Here is a 21,096-nt window from a genome sequence, read left to right on the forward strand (position 1 = left end):
CCCTTGATCCATACCTGGAGAACCCATGAATCTAGACGCATCCAAAGACGCCTGGAACATCGCCTGTGAAGCAAGCCTGCTGGGCAGTAAACGTATCTCACCTGAAGACACCGACGAGGTTCGTGTTATCGACCTGCGCATCAGTGACTCGGCCTTTCGCTACCAGGAAGGCCAGACCATAGGCGTGCTGATCGATGCCAACTCGGAGTTCGGCAACTACCAGCATCACCGCTACTACTCCATTGCCAATGCCCGCGACCAGGCCACCGATGAGGACGTCGATATCCAGATCATAGTGCGCCGCTGCTTCTATATCGATGAGGTATCCGGCGAACAATACCCCGGCGTGGCCTCCAACTACCTGTGTGATGCCAAGCCAGGCGACAAGATCACCCTCACCGGGCCGTACAAGAACGTCTTCAAGATGCCCAAGGACCGCAGCAGCAACCTGCTCATGCTGGGCACCGGCACCGGCATAGCCCCTTTCCGCGCTTTTGTACAGAGAATCTATGCCGATCAAAATGGCTGGGATGGCCAGGTGCGCCTGTTCTATGGCGACCGTAACGGCCTCGACCTGCGCTACCTGAATCAGGTGGACCAGGACCTGGCCAACTACTATGTGGAAGACAGCTTCAAGGCCTTCCAGGCCGTGACCCAGAACTATGTAGCGGATGAGACCCAGGCCCTGGAACACACCCTGAAAGATAACCTGGAAGAGGCCTGGGACTTGCTAAGCCAGCCCAACACCCATGTCTTTCTGGCCGGCACCCACAAGGCCAACAAGGCCCTGCAAAAGACCCTGGCCGAACGCGCCGGCTCCAAGGAAGACTGGGAACGCTTGAAGCAGAAGATGCAGGATGAAGGCCGCTGGTCGGAACTGCTGTATAACTGAGCCTCACCAGGTCAGGTCATCCGGCACCTTGAATTCGGCGTAGGGGTCGTCTTCCTGGGCTGTTTGTTCGGCCTCGGCCTCGGGGTCGAGTAGCAGGATCAGGCTCTCGGGACGCCATTGGCGTACCCGCTGCGCCGCCTCCGCCGGGATCAGTTCATACTGTCCGCCCAGCTTGACTATGGCCAGCCGTCCCCGGCTGAGCTGGCCCTGCTGTTGCGCGTTGACATAGATGCGCTTGACCTTGGCCTGGTCGGTAAAGTTGTAGGCCAGATCACCCCCCTCACGGCTTAACCGGCACTGCTCTATCAGCTGCTTGACCTGGGCGTTGAGGGCCTTCTGCTGGCTCTGCTGCTGGCGTTTTCGGTTCAGCTCCCGATCCCGTTCGACCTGCTCCGCCTTGGCCCGTTGGGCGGCGAGTTTGTGTTCATCGGGCCTATTTTGCTTGCCCTGCTTTTGTGCCTGATATTTCTCTTTCTTGGCCTGCTTGATGCGTTTGTCATCGATCAGACCTGCCTTGAGAAATTGCTCTTGAAAGGGGTTTGTCATCTGCTGTCAGCTATGGGTTTAGGGAATGTGGTATGGGGCCTGGCCGATCAGGCCATGCGCCACTCGGCCAGGCTGGCGATGCGTGGTGCGCCGCCGATATCGGGATTGATGTTCAGCTCCAGCACGCTGACTTCCGGCAGATCGACCTGGTGCCGTTCGATCTCTTCGCTGGCAGCTTCCGGGTCGAAGTTCCATTGCTGGCGCAGGATCTCCTGATAGGAGCTGCCCCGGTCTGCCGACCAGCGCAGTTGGTACTCCTGGGTACGCCTGTGCCCCTGTTCGGCAAAGCGCAGATAGATCAGGCCGATACGCTGGGGCCGGTCGAAGATCAGGCGAAGGCTTTGCGGCCCAGGGTCGGCGGCCCGCCAGCCGGTGCCTGTGCCCCCTAGCAGGGCCTGTTCGATGGGATGGTCGGCATCTTCCGAGCTGACCTCCACCTGGGCCAGGCGCTCCAGGTCCAGCCAGTTGGTGTTGTCCGTCGGCCTGGGCTCTGGCGTGGTGCGTTCAAGGATTCGTTTGCGCATCTTGGGTTCCCGATTGGCTTGTATTCTGACTGCTGACTGCTGGCCGCTGGCCACTTCGACCTCGCTCAACCCGCCTGGGCTGGGCCGATCCAGACCTGCTGCACGTTGACGAACTCAAGGATGCCCTGGGGGCCGAGTTCACGGCCGTAGCCGGAACCCTTGATGCCGCCGCTGGGCAGGCGGGGGTCGGTCTTGACGATGCCGTTGATGCTGACCTGGCCTGCCTCTATGTCCCGCGCCATGGCCTCGGCGCTGGCCACATCGGCGCTCCAGATGGAGGCGGCCAGGCCGTAGGGGGTGTCGTTGGCCATGGCCAGGGCCTGGGCCGCCGAGCTGGCCGACATCACCACGGCGATGGGGCCGAAGGTTTCCTCGCAACTGACCTGCATTGCCGGGGTGACCTGGGTCAGCAGGGTGACCGGATAGAAATAACCGGGGCCTGTGGGCAGTTCGCCGCCAAGCAGGCAGCGGGCACCCTGTTGAATGCTGTTACTGACCTGACGATGCAAGGCCTGACGCAGATCGTCCCGGGCAATAGGGCCGACCTGGGTCGATTCCTCGGCCGGGTCACCCATCTTCAAGTCGGCCAGGCGTGCCTGTAGCCGTTCGACAAAGGGCTGATAGACGGATTCTTCAACGATGATGCGCTTGGCGGCGATGCAGGATTGACCTGCATTGATGATGCGCGACAGGGCCAGCACCTCGGCGGCCTTGTCCAGATCGGCATCGGCCAGCACCAGGCTGGGGTCGGAACCACCCAGCTCCAGTACCGATGGCTTGATCTGCCGCGCCGCCAGCGCGGCCACCTGGCTGCCCGCCCCACTGGAGCCGGTGAGGGAGACGGCGCGCACCCGATCATCCTGGATCACGGTAGCGGTCTGCTCCTTGTCCAGGCGCAGGTTTTGCAGCAGCCAGGGGGCTCCGGCCTGGGTGAACAGCTCGGCAATGGCCTCGGCGCAGGCCGGTACATGGGGGTCATGCTTCATCAGGCAGCTGTTGCCGGCCATGATGGCCGGGGCGCAGAAGCGGAAGGCCAGCCAGAAGGGGGCATTCCAGGGCAGTATGCCCAGCACCGTGCCCAGCGGAAGATACTGCACATAGCTGTGTTTGGCATCCGATGCCAGCTCCAGCGGGGCCAGATACCCGGCCCCCTGTTCGGCATAGTGCTCGGCGCACCAGGCCGCCTTCTGCACCTCGCCTCGGGCCTCGACGATGGGCTTGCCCATCTCCAGGGTCATCAGCCGGGCCAGGCGTTCCTGATCATCACGCATCAGCTGCGCCACCCGCTTGAGCAGGGCGGCACGCTCTTCAAAGGATGTCTTGCGCCAGCGGATAAAACCCGCCGCCGCCTCCTGCAGACGGGCCTCCAGGGTTTCGGCATCGTCCAGGGGGTAGCGGTGGATCTCCTCGCCGGTGGTGGGGTTGGTAGCGATGAACATGGCTCAGTCCTCCTCTTTCTTCTTCTTGCTGGATTCAGGCTTGTCGCCCTTGGGCTTTTTCGCCTTCGCTGCCTTGCCCTCTTCGGCGCTGGCCGACACCAGGGTGAAGTCCTGGGGTACGTCCTCGAAGAAGGAGCCGCAGCCGTCTTCGGTGATATAGAAGGTATCCGAGATACCGCAGGACTTATCGCCGTCTATGCCCCACATCCAGGGGATGACGTGGAAGGTCATACCGGGGCGCAGGATGGCCGAGCTGCCCTGGAACAGGCTCATGATATAGCCCTCGTCCCAGGCCGGCGGAAAGGCGATGCCGATGGAATAGCCGGAGCGGGTGATCAGGCGCGCCCCGACATCGTTCTTGCTGATGATGTTACGCATCATTTTGTCGGCATCGGATACGGTCAGGCCGGGGCGGAACTCGCGGTGGGCCGTGGCCAGGGCCTTCTTCATCAACTCCTGGGCCTTGAACATGCTCTCACTCAGCTCACCGCAGACCACGGTGCGCATCATCGCCGTGTGGTAGCGGCGGAAACAGCCGCCCACCTCCAGAAACACATGCTCGCCGGGCTGCACCACCCGCCCCTCCCAGGTGGCATGGCCGATCATGCTGCGCGGCCCGGAGGTGACGTAGGGCATCACCGCCGGGGTCTCGCCACCGGCGGCAAACATGGCCTGGCTGATGGCACCGCCGATCTCGTTCTCCGTCACCCCTGGCCGCACCGCCGCTATCCCCGCCTGCATCCCCGCCTTGGTGGCCAGGGCGGCCTTGTGCATGACCTCCAACTCCACGGCGGACTTGATCACGCGGCCCTCTTCGACAATGCCGAAGCAGTCCATGATCCGGCTCTTGGTGAAGGATGTATGGAAATAGTCCTGATGATAGGCGGTGAAGTAGTAGGAATTGCGCTCATAGCCGATGATTTGACCGGCCAGGCCAAACTCCACCAGGGAGGTCACCAGCATCTGTATGGCATCGCCGGTATCGGGATAGGGCCGGGTCAGCTCCACCCAGGTGCGGGCATGGACGTTGGACTCCTCCAGCGTGCGCGTCACCATCCAGGGCTCGCCCTCCAGGGGCACGACCAGGGCCTGAAAGAAGGAATAACCGGTGGTCTGGTAGTCGGTCAGATACATGATGTTCTCGGCATCCGAGATGATCACCGCATCCAACAGGCGCTCCCTCATGCGCTCGCGCAGCTCACTGATGCGCCGCTGGTATTCGCTGAAGGGAAAGGTCATATCATCGCGTTCACGCATGGCCTAGCCCCCCATCTGACGATCGATTGCCTGGCCGAGGATATCCAGCCCCCGATGCAGCTCGGCATCGGCTATGGTCAGTGGCGGCAGAAGCTTGATCACGGCACCGCCGATGCCACAGGGGCCGAACAACATGCCGTGCTCGAAGCAGTCGCGGGCAATGGCCTTGGTCAGGCTGCCATCACCGGTATCCAGCGCCTGCATCATGCCCTTGCCGCGGGCGCAAAAGCCCTGCGCGGCATAGCGCTGGGCGATACCGGCCAGGTGTTCGGCCATGATCGCCCCCTTGCGGCGGGTCTCGGCCAGCAGGTCGTCGTCCTCGAAATAACGCAGGGCCTCGCGCCCGGCGATGAAGGAGATATTCTGCCCTCGGAAGGTGCCGGTGTGCTCGCCCGGCTGCCAATGGGCATCGTGCTCGGGCTTGACCAGGTTCATCGCCATCGGCGTGCCTATGCCACCTATGCCCTTGGCCAGGGTGATGATGTCCGGCTCCAGTCCGCTGCCCTCAAAGCTGAAATAGCTGCCGGTGCGGCCACAGCCGGACTGGATATCATCGACGATGATCAGCGCGCCCAGGTCCCGCGCCAGTTGCTGCAGGGCCTGTAGCCAGGCCGGGCTGGCCAGGTTGACGCCGCCCTCGGCCTGCAGGGTCTCCAGGATGAAGGCGGCCGGCCGCTGCATACCGCCGGAGCTGTTTTCATACAGTGCACGCAGGCCGTTCAGGCTGTCCAGCCCGCCACCGGCATGGGTCTCGAAGGGCCAGCGGGTGACATGCGGCAAGGGGGTGCCGGCGGCATCACGGAAATAGCTGTTGGCGGTGCAGGCCAGGGCCCCCAGGGTCATGCCATGAAAACCCTGGGTAAAGGCCACCACCTCGCTGCGGCCGGTGACCTTGCGCGCCAGTTTCAGCGCCGCCTCCACCGCATTGGTGCCGGTTGGCCCCATGAACTGTAGCTTGTAGTCCATCTGGCGCGGTTTGAGTATGGTCTCGACAAAGGCCTTGATGAACTCGCGCTTGGCCGGGGTCATCATGTCCAGGCTATGCAAGACACCGCCGGATTGCAGGTATTGGATCACCGGCTGGATCAGCCTGGGATTGTTGTGGCCGAAGTTGAGCACCCCGGCCCCGGCGTAGAAGTCGATGTATTCCTTGCCCTGCTCATCGGTCTGACGGGCGTTGTCGCCCTTGACGAACACGGCCGGATAGACGCGGCTGTAGGCGCGGATTTCTGATTCATGGGTGGCAAACCAATCCATGCATTCCTCCTCGGTTGTGGTAAATACTCAAAGGGACAGAAGTCAGGGTTTTATGTCGCTGCGCGGCATTAGATCAATCGGCGCAAAGCGCCCTCAACCCTCTGTCCTCTGTCCTCCGTCCCCTGTCCCCAGCCCAACCAGCCGACAGAACAGGCGCATCACAGGTTCGATGATACGGTCATTGAAGCGGTAGTCCGGGCTGTGACAGGGGGTCTGATAGCAGGTTCCCCCGCCTTCGGCCCCGGCTGCGGGCTCGGCCATGCCGATCAGGGCAAAGGCACCGGGAATCTCATTCAGATAGTAGCTGAAATCCTCCGAGGCCATCAGCGGCAGCAGCAGGTCGCTGTCCTGGCAGTTGGGTCCGAATTCCTCCTGCAGGGCCTGGCGATAACGCTGCGCCGCGTTTGGATGGTTGATGGTGGCCTCATAGCGAGAGCGTGTCTCCACCTCGGCCCGCACCCCGTAGGCGGCAGCGGTATCCTGGGCGATCTGCACGATGAGTTCGTTGATCGGCCCACGCCACTGCGGCGCGCCCAGGCGGATGCTGCCCTCCAGGCGGGCGCGATCGGGGATCACGGTGACCGCGCCCTGCGCTACCAGAGAGGCCACGCTGACCACGGCGGCCGCCTGCGGCGGCAGGCGACGACTGACAATCTGTTGCAGATTCAAGGTAATGGCGGCAGCGGCCAGCAGGGGGTCTCGGGTTGCCTCGGGCTGGGAGGCATGGCCGCCCCGGCCCAGGACATCGATATGAAAGCTGCCGTTGCCGGACATCACCGGCCCATCCGGGCAGAGTGCCTGACCCAAGCCCAGGGCCGGCCAATTGTGCCAACCGAAGATGCAATCCACCCCCTCAAGGGCCGCGTCACGGATCATCTCCCGGGCACCGTGACCGCCCTCCTCGGCCGGTTGAAACAACAGGCTCACCGGCCCAGGCAGCTGCCCCTCGTGCCGTTTGAGCCAGATCGCCGCGCCGATCAGGGCGGCCATGTGGCCATCGTGACCACAGGCATGCATCCTTCCTGGCTCTGCGGAACGGTACTCCAGCCCGGCGGTCTCTTGGATCGGCAGGGCATCCATATCGGCGCGCAGGGCAAGGTGTTCGCCCTGGGCATCCGCCGCCAGCCGCGCCACAGTGCCCTGCCCGGCACAGGCACGCCAAGGGATCTGCCACTGGCTCAGGGTCTGGCGAATACGCCCGGCGGTCTTCTCCTCCTGCCAGCTCAGCTCGGGATGCCGATGCCACCAGTGGCGCAAGGCCACCGCCTGCGCGACTGTCTCAGACCAGGTCATGCTTCAGACGACAGAAGACAAAAGACAGGGGACAGCGGGTTTAGGGCGCTTTGCGCCGGTTGATCTCGGCACCGCGCAGGGACGCAAAACCCCATTCTCTGTCTTCTGCCCTCTAGTCATCGAAAAACTCCACCTTGCCGCTGTCCAGGTCATATTCCGCGCCCACCACCGCCAGGCCTTCCTGCTCGATCAGCCGCTCCAGCAGTTCCGAGCTATGGCGCAGCTGATTGACCGAGGCGCGAACATTGGCCCTGGAGGCCTGCCGGGTCAACTCATCGGGCCTGGACCAGAGTTCGGTATGCCGAAACGGCTCCAGTGCGGGCCGGATGCGATCGACAATGGCCTTGATGTTCAGCGATTGCTGCTCCTGGGGCCGTTGCATCTCCTCCAGGGTGGCGCACACCGCGCCGCAATCCGTGTGCCCCATCACCACCACCAGACGGGTATTGAACTTGGAGGCGGCAAACTCCACGCTGCCTATCTGCGAGGGGGCAACGATATTGCCGGCCACCCGAATCACGAACAGGTCGCCCAGGCCCTGATCGAACACGATCTCCGCCGGCACCCGTGAATCAGAGCAACCCAGCACAATGGCAAAGGGCTTCTGTCCCTGGATAAACTCCGCCCGCTTGGTGTGGCTGAGCATGGTCTCTATGCTGCGCAGGCCAGAGACAAAACGCTCATTGCCCTGCTGCAAGCGGCTCAGTGCCTCTTCTGCCGTCATTGAATCTGCCTCGTGATGGAATCAATGGGAGGCATTCTCCACCAAAGCCGTGTCTGATGCCATTCGCATGGCCGACTTAGCGGGATTCCGTGGATGTGGTGTCCACTTTACCGCTTCATCTGCGTTACTGTGAAACATTCGTGGCAACTCGCGAGTCCCGAGTCCCGAGTCCCGAAACGGCCAGAAGATGTTTCCTATTCCGGGATGCTGCTGTCCGCTTCATCTGCGTTAGGCATTTGCAATCCGGTTTTTTGGCCCTTGCCGCCTATTCCTCCCCCTCCGCCGATAGCCAGATCCCTATCTGATCGCCCCGGCCCTTGGCGTCTATGACCTGGATGCGGACCTGCCCCCGCTGATCGGGTAGCCAGTGCAGCGGCTGGCATTGGCCGGGCTTATCGTTGCCCCTGATTTGCAGGGGCAGGCCGTTGATCAGCCAATGACAGGGGGCGCTCCCGCCCTGTACCTGGATCAGCAGGGGCCTTGCCGTACTGCCTGGGCTTGGGCCTTGCCTGAGGCTTGCGCCATCGGGCGGTGAATGGATACGCGGGGCCCCTGTGCCCGGCTCTGGCCGGGGGCCGAGCCATTGCAGGGACGGGGGTAAATGAGCGTGACTCAGCCTGAGCACCCCTGGCGGGGCCGGGCGGTCCGCTGCGGTCGCTGCCCCATGGGATGAGTCCGTTGGCAGGCGGTCGAACACCTCAAACAGCAGGGGGGCGGCATCCCCCATGCCGCTAAGGCCCTTGCCGTAACCATTATCCGGACGCCCCAACCAGACCCCCAGGGTGAACCGGGGGCTGTAGCCCAGGGCCCAGGCATCCCTGTAGCCGTAGGAGGTGCCGGTCTTGAAGCGGATCGGCCGCTGGCGGCGATAGCCCTTGGGCGGCGGGGTCTGGCGCAGGATGTCATCCAGATACCAGGCCGCCGTCTCGGACAGCAGCCGGGATGGCGCGGGCGGGGGCTCCTTCAGCAGACTGCTCAGGGGCCGGTAGCGACCCTGGTTGGCCAGCGCCGCATACAGCGCCACCAAATCTTGCAGGCGCATGCCTACCCCGCCCAGGGCGATGGCAAGCCCGGCCGGGGCGGTCTGCGCCAGATGCAGGGAGATACCCAGCCCGGCCAGGCGCTGGCGCAGGGTCTCGGGACCAATGCGCTGCAGGGCCGCCACCGCTGCGGTGTTGAGTGAGCCCTGCAGGGCGCTGCGCAGGCTGACCAGGCCGCTGTAGCCGGCATTGAAATTCTCCGGCGCATAATCGGCCGCGCGCAGGGGTTGGTCGATAAACCGGGTCTCTGGGTGCATCAGGCCACGCTCAAAGCCCAGACCGTAGATGAAGGGCTTGAGGGTCGAACCCGGCGAGCGCAGGGCACGGCTCATATCCCACTGCCCCACGCTCCAATAGTCGCCCGAGCCGATCTGGGCGAGCACCTTGCCGCTGGCATTTTCCACCAGCACCAGGGCCAGAGTAGCGCCCGCCTCCAGACCGGCCTGCACGCGCCGGGCAAGCCGCTCCAGATTGGCTTGCAGGGGGGCGTCCAGGCTGGTCTTGATGCGCTGTTGCCGGGCATGGCGGCGCTGCAACCGCTCACTCAGATGGGCCGCCAGCGTGGGGCTGGGCTGACGGGCGGTCGGGATCGGCTGCCGCCTGGCGGTGTCGGCCTGGGCGGGAGACAGTCGTCCGGCCTGTTGCAGGCGTTGCAGGATCCGATCCCGCGCCGCCTGGGCCGCTTGCCGATGCCGGTCTGGCCGCCGCCGCTCCGGTGACTGCGGCAGGGCGATGAGCAGGGCCTGCTCGGAGGGCGTGAGCCGCCAGGGCGGCTTGCCGAAGTAGATCAGACTGGCGGCCTGTACCCCCTGAATATTGCCGCCGTAGGGGGTCAACTCCAGGTACAGACGCAGGATCTGCGTCTTGCTCAGGCCCTGCTCCAGGCGCCAGGCCAGCCCGATCTGGCGCAGCTTGTTGACCAGGCTGCGCGGCCTGGGATGCAGCAGACGCACCGTCTGCATACTCAGGGTCGAGCCGCCGGAGACAATGCGGCCCTGGCTCAGCCACTGCCAACCGGCGCGCAGCAGGGCCAAGGGGTCCACCCCGTGATGGCGGTAGAAGCGCTTGTCTTCGATACTGAGCAGATTATTGATGAAGGCCGGGTCCAGCCGCTCCAGTTCGACGGGCAGACGCCAGTAGCCGTCATCGCTGAGAAAGCGGCGCAGCGGCCGCCCCTGGCGGTCCACCACCTCGGTGGAATAGGCCAGGGGCTCCAGCGGCAAGGGCGGGGCACTGGCCAGCAGGAGGCCAAGCCCAGCCAGGGCCAACAGCAGGGGAATCAACCGGATAGTACGCATTTAACCAGGAAGCACAGAGAAGAAGATCAATGCCAGCCACCCATCCCCTTCCCCTTTCATCCTGGGAGCCCCAAGCGCTGGCTCGGAGCTCAAAAGGGTAGCCTGTATGCAGCCAAGCGGCCTCTATCGGCGTCCTGCCTCGCCCGTCCCTCAGGGCCCGACCGCAGCGGCCCCCAGCACCTCTACCGGGCGGGCCTGGGTCTGCCCCCTGAGATCGGGCCGGTACATGTCCTCCAGCACCGAGCCTGGCCAGAGATAGCGGCCTGGGGTGACCGCTCGCACCTGATAGGCGAGGCTGAACTTGCCCTGGTCGCGCCCCTTCAGGTCCAGCGCCATGACCATGCGGTCGTCCCTGCGGTCCAGGAATTCCAGCGGGCTGAGCTTGGGCAGCCAGGCGTAATCGCCCTGGGTCGCGCCCTCGCTGAAGGAGCCCAGTTCCAGCTCGAATCCGGCCGGCAGCAGGTCCACCAGCAGCAGCCGATGCTCGCCCCGGCGGCGGGCCTCGCCCTGGATCAGCAGCACCAGGCTATCGCCCTGATTGACCTGGGCGGGATCGGCCAGCTCGCCATTCGGCCGGAACCAGGCACGCTGCAGACGGAAGGCGGGCTGGGCAAGGGGCACCTCCTGGATCGGCGTGCCATGTACCTGCTGCACCACCCAGATGGGCCGCTCACCCCGGTTGGTCAGGCCCATGCCTGCCTGCAAGCGGGCCGGGTCCGGCTGTAGGTGCAGCGGCTGGCTGTGGCGGCGTACCTCGCCCTGATCCTGCTGCACGCGCATCTCCTGAGCGCCGTCCAGGGTACTTGCCGCCAGCACCAGCCAGGCCTGCTCCTGAGTGGAGAGCCAGGGGCTTGCCTGCTGTCCATCCAACAGCCGGGCCCAGAGTTGGGCCGGGTCCAGCCCGGCCAATCGGGACTCCTGCAACAGGTAGATGAGCGCGGCCTGATCGCGCAGCAGGCTGCCGTAGTCCTCGCTGCGCAGGCCCCGTTCGCTGCTGGCCATGGCCTCTTGCATCAGTCCGCTGGCGGCCTCGGCATCCCCCATCAGGGCCAGTGCGGTGGCGGCCTGACCCAGGGCCAGCGGGGTGCGCATACTGGATTTGTGCTGGGCGATGAGATAGCGCAGGTCCTCCGCTCGGCCCTGCCCCATGAGCGCCAGCACATAGTGGGCATAGGCCTGACTGACCACCTCCAGGGCCCTGGCATCGGCGTCATGGGCATAATAACCACGCCTGACCTGGCTACTCAGCCAGCGTTGACCCCGCTTTAGGGCGCTGGCCGGTACCGCGTAACCCTGCTCGGCGGCGCGCCAGAGAAATTCCAGGGCGTAGGCGCTCAGCCAGCCTTCCGTAGCCCGGTTGTCATCCGCGTTCCACAGCACAAAACCGCCGGACAGGTCCTGTTTCTCCAGGATATCGTAGATGGCCCCCTGTAGCCGATGCTCCAGCAGTTGGTCCTGCCGCCCCCCCCAGCGCGCGGCCAGTGGGTTGGCGTAGAGCAGGGGGAAGGCGCGGCTGACGAGCTGCTCCAGACAGCCGTAGGGATAGCGCTCCAGCTGATCCAGCAGCCCCGGCACGTCCACCGCCGGGCTGGCGCTGAGGCCCAGCGTAAGACGCGCCGTCTCTGGGTAAAGCCCGGCCAGGTCGGTCTGATCCAGCCTGAGCTGCTCGCCTGGCTGCAGGCGCTGGTAGCTGCGCCGGGTCAGGGGGAAGTGGTGACCGCGCACCTCAAGCCTCAGCTGACGCTGGTAGCTGTAGCCCTGGGGGCCGCTCAGACGCAATTGCAATTGGGCGCTGCCCAGGCGATGGGCGCGCAGCTCGAAGCCGAGCCGGACGCGCCCCTGCCGATCCAGCCGGATGCTGCGCTGGCCGCCCCCAGCGACCTCAACCACCCCATCGCCCTGCAGTTCAATCTGATAGGTACCGGCCGGGGCCTCAAGGTTGTCCAGCGACAGGGTCATCCGTGCCCTATCCCCCGGCCCGAGAAAGCGTGGCAGGGCAGGCGTTACCACCAGGGGGTCGCTGACCTGCAGGACCCCTGTGGCGGAACCCAGCCGCTTGTCGCTCCAGGCCACCGCCATCAGGCGCAGCCTGCCGTTGAAGTCGGGCAGGTCGAGGGGGATCAGCGCCTCGCCCTGGGGGCCAAGCCGCACCAGACCGCTGAAATGAGAGACCAGACGGATGTCACTGACCGGTGCCCCCTCCAGCCCCGCAGCCCCAGTGTCGCCAGCGTCGCCACCGCCCTGGCGCTGCTGGCCGGGGCGGGGATGGGGCAACGGGATCAGGTTGCCGTAGAGATCACGCAGGATCAGGCCCAGCTGACGCTTGCCGAAGTAATGGGCCAGGGGGTCTGGCGGGCTGAATCCGGTCAGTTGCAGCACCGCCTCATCCACTGCGGCCAGGGTCAATTCCACCTCCTCGCCCGGTTGCAGACCGGGGATGCGTAGCGGCACCTCAACCCGCTGCCGGGGCCTGACCTGGCCGGACTGGCCCAGTTCCAGCGCCAGTCGATGGGGTGCATCGCTGAGGTCCAGCCAGATCAGGCCCAGGGCGCGGCGCGCCTGCTGCTGGCCCTGGGCCGGGCGGTACAGGGTCACCAGGGCGTAGGCCCCGGCACCCCAATCCGGCTCCACGGCTATGTTCAGCTGCTGCTCCTCGCTGCCCAGATCAAATTCCCGCATGCTGAGTATGCGCTCATTGGCGATAACCAGGCTGGCCTTGCCGGGGAATGGCCCTTGCACCCTGAGCCGGGCCTGCTCACCGGCCCGGTATTCCGACTTGTCCAGGCTCAGCCTGACGCTGTCCGTGGTCTCCGACTCGCCCAGCACCTGGTCCCCGGCCTTGAAGCGCAGGCTGCTGACCACCCGCTGCTCGGCATCGGTCAGTTGCAGGCGGTAGTCGCCCTGCTCCACCGCCACGGCCAACTCCGCCATCCCGCTATCATCGGTATCTATCTCGCCGGAGGTCAGGGGTGTGTCATAGACCACCCGGTCGTATTGCCAGCGGCCATCGCGGCGATACCATTGGTAGTCGGCCTGCTCGGCTATCAGCCGCCAACTCAGGGCCTGATTGGCCAGGGGCCGACCCTGGCGGTCCAGGCTGATCAGCTGAAATCGGGCGGAGCCATGCCCCTCGGCACGGCGATCGGCAAACGCCGGGCGTATGCCCAGATAGAGGGGCAAGTGACGCAGGGAGAAGCTGGCATGGCGATCCAGGGCGCGGCCATCCACGTCGATGACACTGACCTTGAGCCGCGCCCGCAGGGGCCGCTTCCAATCCCCATGGGGCTCCAGTCGCAGCGGGATCAGCGCCCGGCCCTGGGCATCGGTGCGGGTCTGCGCCAGCTCCATCCGGTCCAGGCTGGCAGCGGCCTGATCCTCGGCCGCCTGATCGCCAAAATGAAACCCGCTGTAGGCGGCAAAGGGGTTCCCGTCCGCCACCAGGTTCACCTCGGCCTTCACCCTCAGGTCCGCCGCCGGGGCACCGTACAGATAGCTGACCTCAAGCCGGGCCTGGGCCGGTTGATCCCGCTCCAGCCCCTGCGCCACCTCCAGCCTGGCCTCGATGCGCGGCGGCACTATGGACTCGACCCAGAAACCACTCTCCCCCAGCGCCTGCGTCTCGGCACCGGCAAACAGGGCCAGACGCCATTTGCCGCTGCGCGCGCTGGTCGGCAGGTCCAGGCTACTGAGGTAGGCAGCCTGGGGCGAGGGCTGCACCAGCCGCTCCATGAGGGGCTCGCCCTGGGGATTGAACAGGCGCAGGACAAGGGGCAGGGCCTGGCCCTTTTGCCCCAGCCGATCACGCACCAGGGCCGTGACATGCACCCGGTCACCGGGGCGGTAGATGCCCTGCTCGGTGAACACATAGGCATCCAGCCCAGTCGGGGCGGCGCGCCCCGCCACCCCGCGATCACTCAGGTCCAGCGGGGCCTTGTCCAGGTCCAACAGGCTGAACCCCAGTTGCGGGGAGAAGGCCACCAGCTGCCGGGCCTGTCTGCCCCCCGTGCCGCGCAGCAGGCCGGGGTCAAACCGGACCAGGCCCTGGGCATCGGTGGTCAGGGAGGCAAGCCGGCGGTTGTTCTGGCTGTTCAGGCTCAGCTGCAAGCCCGGCAGGGGTTCGCCACTGGCCAGGCTGCGCGCCTGGACACTCAGGCCATCCTGCCCCAGATAGCTGGTCAGGCCGATGTCGCTGACCACTAGCCACTGGCTGGCATAGGCATCCTCGGTGGCCCAGTAATCCTCCTCCAGCAGGCGCTGATCCACCGCATGCAGTACATAGAGGCCAGGCCGTTGCAGCAACTCCTGGGGCAATTGCAGGGCCGTTTCCTGGCTCTGATTACGCTCATTGGCCAGGGCCAATTGCTCCTGCCAGACCAGCTCACCGACCTGATCGGCGACCTGGCGCAGGTCATCCGCCTGGAGCGGGCGGCGAAAGCGCTGCTGCACGAAGGGCGAGAGTATATTGCGCTCATGGATACGATACAGCCGCACCTGGGCCTGCTCCAGATTGAGGCTGTGCAGCGGCACCAGGCCCTGATTGGCCAGGGGCAGGACATAGGCGGAAGCGTTGAACCACAGCCTGGGGTCCCGATCGATCGCCGGGATTTGATCTTGCAGGGTCTCCTGCAGCCGGTAGTTGCCGATCTGCAGACCGGCCCTCAGGGTCAGGCCATAGGCCACGCCGAAATCGGCCCCACTGGCGCACAGCTGATTGCCACGCCGCCTGATCTCAGTACCTATATCCGGCTCAAACCGCACAAAGGACTCGACCCCCTCGGGGATCTCGCTGTCGTACAGGGATTGTCTGAAGTTCAGGCACAGGCTCAGGCCGCGCCCTTCCTGGCGCGGGCTCACGCCAGTGAACACCAGGGGCGCTATCTGACCCGATGCCCCAGGCAGAGCGCCCCCCTGCCTGCCGTGCAGCAAATCGGCAATGGGGTTGTCCGGGTCCAGCGCGAGTACCTTCTGGGTATAGTGCTGGATGACCTCAAACCAGTCCTGCTGCCCACCGTTGCGCCTACCCAGCGCATCGACCATCAGGCCGCCCGCCTGGATCTGCTGATCGACACTGGACGGCTGCTGCAAGGCCAGCCACAGCGCCTGGCTGGCCTCGGCATACCTTGCCCCACACAGGGCGGCCCGGGACAGCCCCAGCCAGGCAGAAAAATCCTGCGTCAACCCCAACCGCAGGGCCTTGCTCAGCAGGGCATAGGCCGCCAGACACTGGTGCCGATCACCCGCGCTCAGTTCATCGGCCAGATCCAGCCAGGCCCACAGATGCAATCCTTCCGCCGGGGCCGGGGCAAGTGGCTGCAAAAACACCTCAAACTGCCTCGCCTCCCGCTGCAGATCGATCAGGGCCATGGACCTGGGCTGCTGCGCCCAAAGCGGGCAAGCCAGCAACAGCAGGACAAGGCCCAACAGCCATCTTCTATTCATGGGGCTTCCCCTCGACGTGGTGCAGGATCGATCTGGGCCTGACAACGACCTGATTACCCACAAATCTCAGCCAATCGAATAGGGTGGCCCATGGCCGCCGTGCAACCACTAGGGGCAGGCTTCATGGCTGTGGCTTGGCGGCGGGCGCGGCCCGCCCTATGCCCCACGGCAAAGTCGGCTTCCCACCCCAGGACGTGCACGGCCAGCCAAGCCAAGATAACGGCTAAGATACATGGGTAATCAGGAACAACTATGGGGTCCACTTTAGCGGGCGGCACCATCCCAGTAAATGAAAGATTTGGTGCAAGGCTTGCTGCTTGGGTTACCTATGACTCCGGCTCCCAGGCATCCTCCTCCCGCGCCACCAGGCCCACCCGGTCCATATCATCGTCGTCCTTGAGCCTGGACCCGCCGACGTTGCCCAGCTTGATCATCAGGCGCACCTCGTTGGCCGAGTCGGCGAATCTCAGGGCGTCCTCGTAGCCGATCTCCCCCTTCGCATAGAGACCGTAGAGGGCCTGGTCAAAGCTGACCATGCCCTGCTCGCGGGAACGCTTCATCAGATCCTTGAGCCGGTGGATCTCGCCCTTGCGGATCAGGTCCGAGGCCAGCGGGCTGTTGAGCAGCACCTCGGCGGCGGCGCGGCGGCCCTTGCCGTCCTTACGCGGCACCAGCTGTTGGGCAACTATGCCCTTGAGATTGAGCGACAGCTCCATGAACAGCTGGTTGTGATACTCCTCGGGGAAGAAGTTGATGATGCGATCCAGCGCCTGATTGGCGTTGTTGGCGTGCAGGGTGGCCAGTACCAAATGCCCGGTTTCGGCATAGACAATGGCGTATTCCATCGCCTGCCGGGTGCGGATTTCCCCGATGAGGATGACGTCCGGTGCCTGGCGCAGGGTGTTCTTCAGCGCCACCTCCAGGGATTCGGTGTCTATGCCGATCTCGCGCTGGCTGATGATGCAGCCGGCGTGTCTGTGCACAAACTCGATGGGGTCTTCCAGGGTGATGATGTGGCCGCTGCTGTGCTGATTGCGGTAGCCGATCATGGCGGCCAGGGAGGTGGACTTGCCGGTGCCCGTGGCCCCGGCCAGGATGACCATGCCGCGCTGGGTCATGGCCAGCTCACGCATCACCGGCGGCAGGCCCAGTTCCTCAAAGTTGGGGATGTGGGTCTCGATGCGCCGCACCACCAGGGCGGCTGCGGTACGCTGTACATAGGCGCTGGCGCGAAAGCGGCCTATGCCCTTGGCGTCGATGGCGAATTGGCATTCGCGGGTCTTATCGAACTCGCGCTGCTGTTTGTCGTTCATCACGCTGTAGATCAGGCTGCGCGTCTGCGGGGCGCTGAGGGGTTCAGTGCCGACGGTACGCACCAGGCCGTTGACCTTGATGGCATAGGGGCGCTCGGCGGTAATGAACAGGTCCGAGGCCTTTTCTTTCGCCATCAGAATGAGCAGGTCGTTAAAGTCCATGGGCTGTAAACCTAAAAGAGGCAGTTTAACCCCAGGGCCACAGACGACTCCATGGAAACAGGAGACAGGACGAGACCCGAGCCCAGATAGCATGTTTTTTCAATGAGTTACCTCTCAACCATGCTTACCCGGAAGCTATTGAATGCTCACTCGCAACGCCTTACCCCCTTCAAGGGGGCAAGCAAATGGTTGCCAGGATTTTCCTCTGTGCGCTCTGTGGCCAATTGGGTCTTGTGGGGCAGGACTGCCTGGCATGGCCTGGCTGTCTGCTGGACTCATTCCGGATAAAAACAGCTGAAGCGGCGCTCGCCTTCCTGCTGCTCTGGCGGGTAGCTCTGGCGGCAGCGCTCGTCCGCCTTGGGGCAGCGCGGGTGAAAATGACAGCCCGGCGGCGGCGCTGCCGGTGAAGGCATGTCGCCCTGCAGCTGGGCCTGATGGCGCTTGCCCACCTCCAGCACCGGCGCCGCCTCCAGCAGGGCGCGGGTGTAAGGGTGACGCGGTTGCTGCAGCAATTGCTGCACCGGTCCCTGCTCGACAATCCGCCCCAAGTACATCACCGCCAGGTCATGGGCCAGGTAGGCAACCACGGCAATGTTGTGGCTGATGAATAGGTAGCCCAGCCCCAGGCGCTGCTGCAGCTGCTTGAGCAGATTGAGGATCTGCGCCTGCACCGAGACATCCAGGGCGCTGGTGGGCTCGTCGCAGATCAGCAGCCGCGGCTCCAGGGCCAGGGCGCGGGCGATGGCGATGCGCTGACGCTGACCGCCGGAGAACTCATGCGGGTAGCGCTCAAGGGCCTCGGCGCTCAGGCCCACCTGTTGCAACAGCTCGGCCAGCCGCTGGCGCAGCGCTGCCGGCGCCCCCGCCCGACCCTGGGCGCGCAGGCCCTCGGCGAGGATATCGAGCACGCGCATGCGCGGGTTCATCGAGGCATAGGGGTCCTGAAAGATAATCTGCATATCGGCGCGATAGGGCTTGATCCCCCGCGCCGACAGGCCATCCAGGCGCTGACCGCGAAAGCTGATCTGCCCCGCCGTAGGCCGGATCAGCTGGAGTATTGCCTTGCCCACCGTGGTCTTGCCGCAGCCGGACTCGCCCACCAGGGCCAGGGTGCGGCCAGTGGCCAGTTGCAGATCGACGCCATCCACAGCGCGCACCTGGGCCACCGCCCGGCGCAGCAGCCCCTTGCGAATGGGAAAGTGCACTTTCAGGCCCTGCACCTGCAGCAGAGGTTCGCCGCTGCTGGCGGCATCGGCGGGCTGAGTTGCCGTATTTGCAGGGCTGGCCGCTGCGGTCTGTTCGTTCAACTGGCCCGCCAGATGGCAACGCACCTGTTGCTCCGCCAGCTCCTGCCAGCCCGGCGCTTGCTCGCGGCAGAGGGGCTGTACCTGATCGCAGCGCTCGGCAAAACGGCAGCCGCTGAAGCTCTGGCGCAGCGAGGGCACCTGACCGCGGATCACCGCCAGCTCCTGACCGCGTTTGAGCCGGCCCGGCAGGGATTGAAACAGCTTCTGGCTATAGGGATGGGCCGGATGGGCGAAGAAATCCGCCACCCGCGCCTGCTCGACGATCTGACCGGCGTACATCACCGCCACCCGGTCGGCCATCTCCGCCACCACTCCCAGATCGTGGGTGATCAGCAGCACCGCCATGCCGGTCTGCCGCTGCAGGTCCTTGAGCAGACTGAGCACCTGCAGCTGGATGGTCACATCCAGCGCCGTGGTGGGCTCATCGGCAATCAGCAGCTTGGGTCGTCCGGCCAGGGCAATGGCGATCATCACCCGCTGCTTCATGCCGCCGGAGAGCTGATGGGGATACTCCGCAGCGCGGCGGGCCGGGTCGGGGATGCCGACAGACTGCAGCAGCTCGATTACCCGGCTATCTGATTCACCGGCCTGGTCGGCATCATGCAGCCGCACCGCCTCGGCGATCTGCTCGCCGATGCTCATCACCGGATTGAGCGAGGTCATAGGCTCCTGGAAGATCATGCCCAAACGGCCGCCGCGCTCGGCGCGCATCTGCTGCTCGGTAAGCAGGGGCAGATCGACCCCCGCCAGGCGCACCGAGCCCGCCAGAATCCGTCCACCGGGAGGCAGCAGGCGCATCAGCCCCAGGGCGGTCATACTCTTGCCGCAGCCGGACTCACCGAGCAAGGCCAGGGTCTCACCGGCATCCAGGCGAAAATCCACCCCATCCACCGGGCGAATGGCGTTGCTGCCAGCGCCAATGGCCAGCTGCAGACCCGCGACTTCAAGCAATGGCTGACTACTCTTCATACCAACTCATTCAACAGGCCCAAAAGGGACGCAGAGTACGCAAAGAAGCGCAAAGGACGCAGAGAAATTCAGTCTGTGGGGCTGAACTAATATCCCAACAAAAGCTGTCATGCGGTCCAGAGTCGGCACACTTGATCGAAAACCTTGGCGCCAATAGCCACTCTGCGATCTTTGCGCTTCTCTGCGTTCTCTGCGTCCTGTTATCACTTCAACAAACTCATCTGGACTCGTTGCGCAGGCGCGGATCGAAGGCGTCGCGCACCACGTCGGCGAAGAGGTTGGCCGCCAGTACCAGGCTGAACATGAACAGCAGCGAGGCCAGCAGGGACCACCAGACCAGGGGGTCGCGGGCCATTTCCAGGCGGGCGCTGTTGATCATGTTGCCCCAACTGTAGGTGGTGGGATCAACGCCGATGTTGACGTAGGACAGCACCGCCTCCGCCAGCACCAGGCCGCTGAAGTCGAGCACCAGGGTGATCAGGACGATGTGCGAGACATTGGGCAGCAGGTGGCGCCAGAGGATGACAAAGGGGTTCACCCCCATCGCCTGGGCCGCCTGCACATAGTCCAGCTCGCGCAGCTTCAGCGCCTCACCGCGCAGCAGACGGCACAGGCCGGTCCAGCTGGTAATGCCGAGGATCAGGCAGAGAAACAGCAGGCGCATGTCCGCCCGCTCCACCAGGCTGTTGAACTGGTCGGCGTGGTTGTCCATGTACAGATTCAGCATGAGCACGGCGGCGGCAATCAGCAGTACGCCGGGGATGGAGTTCAGGGTGGTGTAGAGGTACTGGATGACATCATCGATCCAGCCGCGGAAATAGCCCGCCATCAGACCGAGCAACAGCGCCGCAGGCAGCATCACCAGGGTGGTCAGGGTGCCGATCACCAGGCCAGTGCGGATGCTTTTCAGCGCCTGATAGAAGACGTCCTCGCCCACCTTGTCGGTGCCCAGCAGGTGGTAATGCTGCCCCAGCTGCCAACTCAGGCCGCTCAACAGCAGCATCAGCAGCAGCACGCCCAGGCCGGTGCGCCAGGGGATCTCGCACTGCCCACGGGCCAGTTGCGCCAGACTCTGGCCGAGTGACAGCGACTGCTTGAATGCCAAGCGTACGACCAGCAACCCCAGCAGCACCAGCCAGATCAACAGCCCCCAGCCCAGACCGATGAAGGCCAGCCGCCACTGCTCGGCTCGCGCTGCTGCCAGGTCCGGCAGATGGGCGCCGGCGTGCTCCAGGCGCGGGTAATCACGCCGACTCACCCCATTTTCCTCGATGGTCTCCTTGGCATAGAGATGGATCGCCAGGGGCGCGGAATAGGTCTTCTCCTGGCGCGTGCGCAGGGGCTCGGCCAGCCAGTCAAACACACTGTGCACCTCGCCGCTCTCCACACCCTTGGCATCGGTGGCACGGTAGTGGATGGAATCCAGCAGGCCGATACCGATGTAAAAACTCAGCACCACCAGGGCACCCAGCCCCACCCGGCTACGCACCACCTTGCGCCAGGGAGCACGCATGTGCTCTTGGCCCCGCGCCAGCAGGGCATAAGCCAGGCCCAGGCCGACCAGGAGGAAGATCAGCGCATCGGTCCAGAGGATCAGCATGGCGAGACTCTGGTGTAATGAGGGACGCAGAGGGCG

At 64.8% G+C, this 21,096-nt stretch carries 13 protein-coding genes; 1 reads left to right on the plus strand and 12 read right to left on the minus strand.

The genetic code is table 11. The features are described 5' to 3' along the window. Positions 1 to 25: 25 nt before the first annotated feature. Positions 26 to 892 (plus strand): oxidoreductase, encoded by an 867-nt coding sequence (locus D5125_00700; GenBank protein QFY88117.1) that lies wholly within the window; start codon positions 26 to 28, stop codon positions 890 to 892. Between the two features lie 3 nt (positions 893 to 895). Here D5125_00700 and D5125_00705 read toward each other — a convergent pair whose 3' ends face one another. The 12 genes from D5125_00705 to D5125_00760 all read right to left on the minus strand — a co-directional run bounded on the left by D5125_00705 (position 896) and on the right by D5125_00760 (position 21,060). Next, positions 896 to 1,438, minus strand: a complete 543-nt coding sequence (locus tag D5125_00705) for a DUF2058 domain-containing protein (GenBank protein ID QFY88118.1) — start codon at positions 1,436 to 1,438, stop codon at positions 896 to 898. A 47-nt stretch (positions 1,439 to 1,485) separates the two neighbouring features. Further along, entirely contained in the window at positions 1,486 to 1,962 is a 477-nt protein-coding gene (locus D5125_00710; protein QFY91018.1) for a discoidin domain-containing protein, read from the minus strand. Positions 1,963 to 2,027: 65 nt separating this feature from the next. Next, positions 2,028 to 3,401: an NAD-dependent succinate-semialdehyde dehydrogenase gene (locus D5125_00715; protein ID QFY88119.1), complete on the minus strand. Its 1,374-nt coding sequence runs from the start codon at positions 3,399 to 3,401 to the stop codon at positions 2,028 to 2,030. Positions 3,402 to 3,404: 3 nt separating this feature from the next. Then, positions 3,405 to 4,658 carry an aminopeptidase P family protein gene (locus D5125_00720; protein ID QFY88120.1) on the minus strand — a complete coding sequence of 418 codons (1,254 nt, stop codon included), beginning with the start codon at positions 4,656 to 4,658 and terminating at the stop codon, positions 3,405 to 3,407. Between the two features lie 3 nt (positions 4,659 to 4,661). After that, complete coding sequence (locus D5125_00725; protein QFY88121.1) at positions 4,662 to 5,915, minus strand: aspartate aminotransferase family protein; 1,254 nt, start codon at positions 5,913 to 5,915, stop codon at positions 4,662 to 4,664. Positions 5,916 to 6,008: 93 nt separating this feature from the next. Further along, positions 6,009 to 7,208, minus strand: coding sequence for an amidohydrolase (locus tag D5125_00730; GenBank protein ID QFY88122.1), 1,200 nt, complete (start codon positions 7,206 to 7,208; stop codon positions 6,009 to 6,011). A gap of 112 nt (positions 7,209 to 7,320) precedes the next feature. Beyond that, complete coding sequence (locus tag D5125_00735; protein ID QFY88123.1) at positions 7,321 to 7,932, minus strand: carbonic anhydrase; 612 nt, start codon at positions 7,930 to 7,932, stop codon at positions 7,321 to 7,323. A 265-nt stretch (positions 7,933 to 8,197) separates the two neighbouring features. Beyond that, positions 8,198 to 10,270 carry a penicillin-binding protein 1C gene (gene pbpC, locus D5125_00740; protein ID QFY88124.1) on the minus strand — a complete coding sequence of 691 codons (2,073 nt, stop codon included), beginning with the start codon at positions 10,268 to 10,270 and terminating at the stop codon, positions 8,198 to 8,200. A gap of 150 nt (positions 10,271 to 10,420) precedes the next feature. Further along, positions 10,421 to 15,709, minus strand: coding sequence for an alpha-2-macroglobulin family protein (locus D5125_00745; protein ID QFY88125.1), 5,289 nt, complete (start codon positions 15,707 to 15,709; stop codon positions 10,421 to 10,423). A 326-nt stretch (positions 15,710 to 16,035) separates the two neighbouring features. Then, complete coding sequence (locus D5125_00750) at positions 16,036 to 17,184, minus strand: PilT/PilU family type 4a pilus ATPase (protein QFY88126.1); 1,149 nt, start codon at positions 17,182 to 17,184, stop codon at positions 16,036 to 16,038. Between the two features lie 275 nt (positions 17,185 to 17,459). Beyond that, positions 17,460 to 19,460, minus strand: a complete 2,001-nt coding sequence (locus D5125_00755) for an ABC transporter ATP-binding protein (protein QFY88127.1) — start codon at positions 19,458 to 19,460, stop codon at positions 17,460 to 17,462. 217 nt (positions 19,461 to 19,677) lie between these two features. Further along, positions 19,678 to 21,060 carry an ABC transporter permease gene (locus D5125_00760; protein QFY88128.1) on the minus strand — a complete coding sequence of 461 codons (1,383 nt, stop codon included), beginning with the start codon at positions 21,058 to 21,060 and terminating at the stop codon, positions 19,678 to 19,680. Positions 21,061 to 21,096: the final 36 nt, after the last annotated feature.

The sequence above is a fragment of the gamma proteobacterium SS-5 genome, assembly GCA_009497875.2.
Lineage (GTDB): Bacteria > Pseudomonadota > Gammaproteobacteria > Chromatiales > Chromatiaceae > Magnetovirga > Magnetovirga frankeli.

Bases quoted from the DNA above. Each gene is read 5' to 3' on its own strand.
- D5125_00700 (QFY88117.1), top strand. From the start codon at position 26: ATGAATCTAGACGCATCCAAAGACGCCTGGAACATCGCCTGTGAAGCA.
- D5125_00705 (QFY88118.1), bottom strand. From the start codon at position 1,438: ATGACAAACCCCTTTCAAGAGCAATTTCTCAAGGCAGGTCTGATCGAT.
- D5125_00710 (QFY91018.1), bottom strand. From the start codon at position 1,962: ATGCGCAAACGAATCCTTGAACGCACCACGCCAGAGCCCAGGCCGACG.
- D5125_00715 (QFY88119.1), bottom strand. From the start codon at position 3,401: ATGTTCATCGCTACCAACCCCACCACCGGCGAGGAGATCCACCGCTAC.
- D5125_00720 (QFY88120.1), bottom strand. From the start codon at position 4,658: ATGCGTGAACGCGATGATATGACCTTTCCCTTCAGCGAATACCAGCGG.
- D5125_00725 (QFY88121.1), bottom strand. From the start codon at position 5,915: ATGGATTGGTTTGCCACCCATGAATCAGAAATCCGCGCCTACAGCCGC.
- D5125_00730 (QFY88122.1), bottom strand. From the start codon at position 7,208: ATGACCTGGTCTGAGACAGTCGCGCAGGCGGTGGCCTTGCGCCACTGG.
- D5125_00735 (QFY88123.1), bottom strand. From the start codon at position 7,932: ATGACGGCAGAAGAGGCACTGAGCCGCTTGCAGCAGGGCAATGAGCGT.
- pbpC (QFY88124.1), bottom strand. From the start codon at position 10,270: ATGCGTACTATCCGGTTGATTCCCCTGCTGTTGGCCCTGGCTGGGCTT.
- D5125_00745 (QFY88125.1), bottom strand. From the start codon at position 15,709: ATGAATAGAAGATGGCTGTTGGGCCTTGTCCTGCTGTTGCTGGCTTGC.
- D5125_00750 (QFY88126.1), bottom strand. From the start codon at position 17,184: ATGGACTTTAACGACCTGCTCATTCTGATGGCGAAAGAAAAGGCCTCG.
- D5125_00755 (QFY88127.1), bottom strand. From the start codon at position 19,460: ATGAAGAGTAGTCAGCCATTGCTTGAAGTCGCGGGTCTGCAGCTGGCC.
- D5125_00760 (QFY88128.1), bottom strand. From the start codon at position 21,060: ATGCTGATCCTCTGGACCGATGCGCTGATCTTCCTCCTGGTCGGCCTG.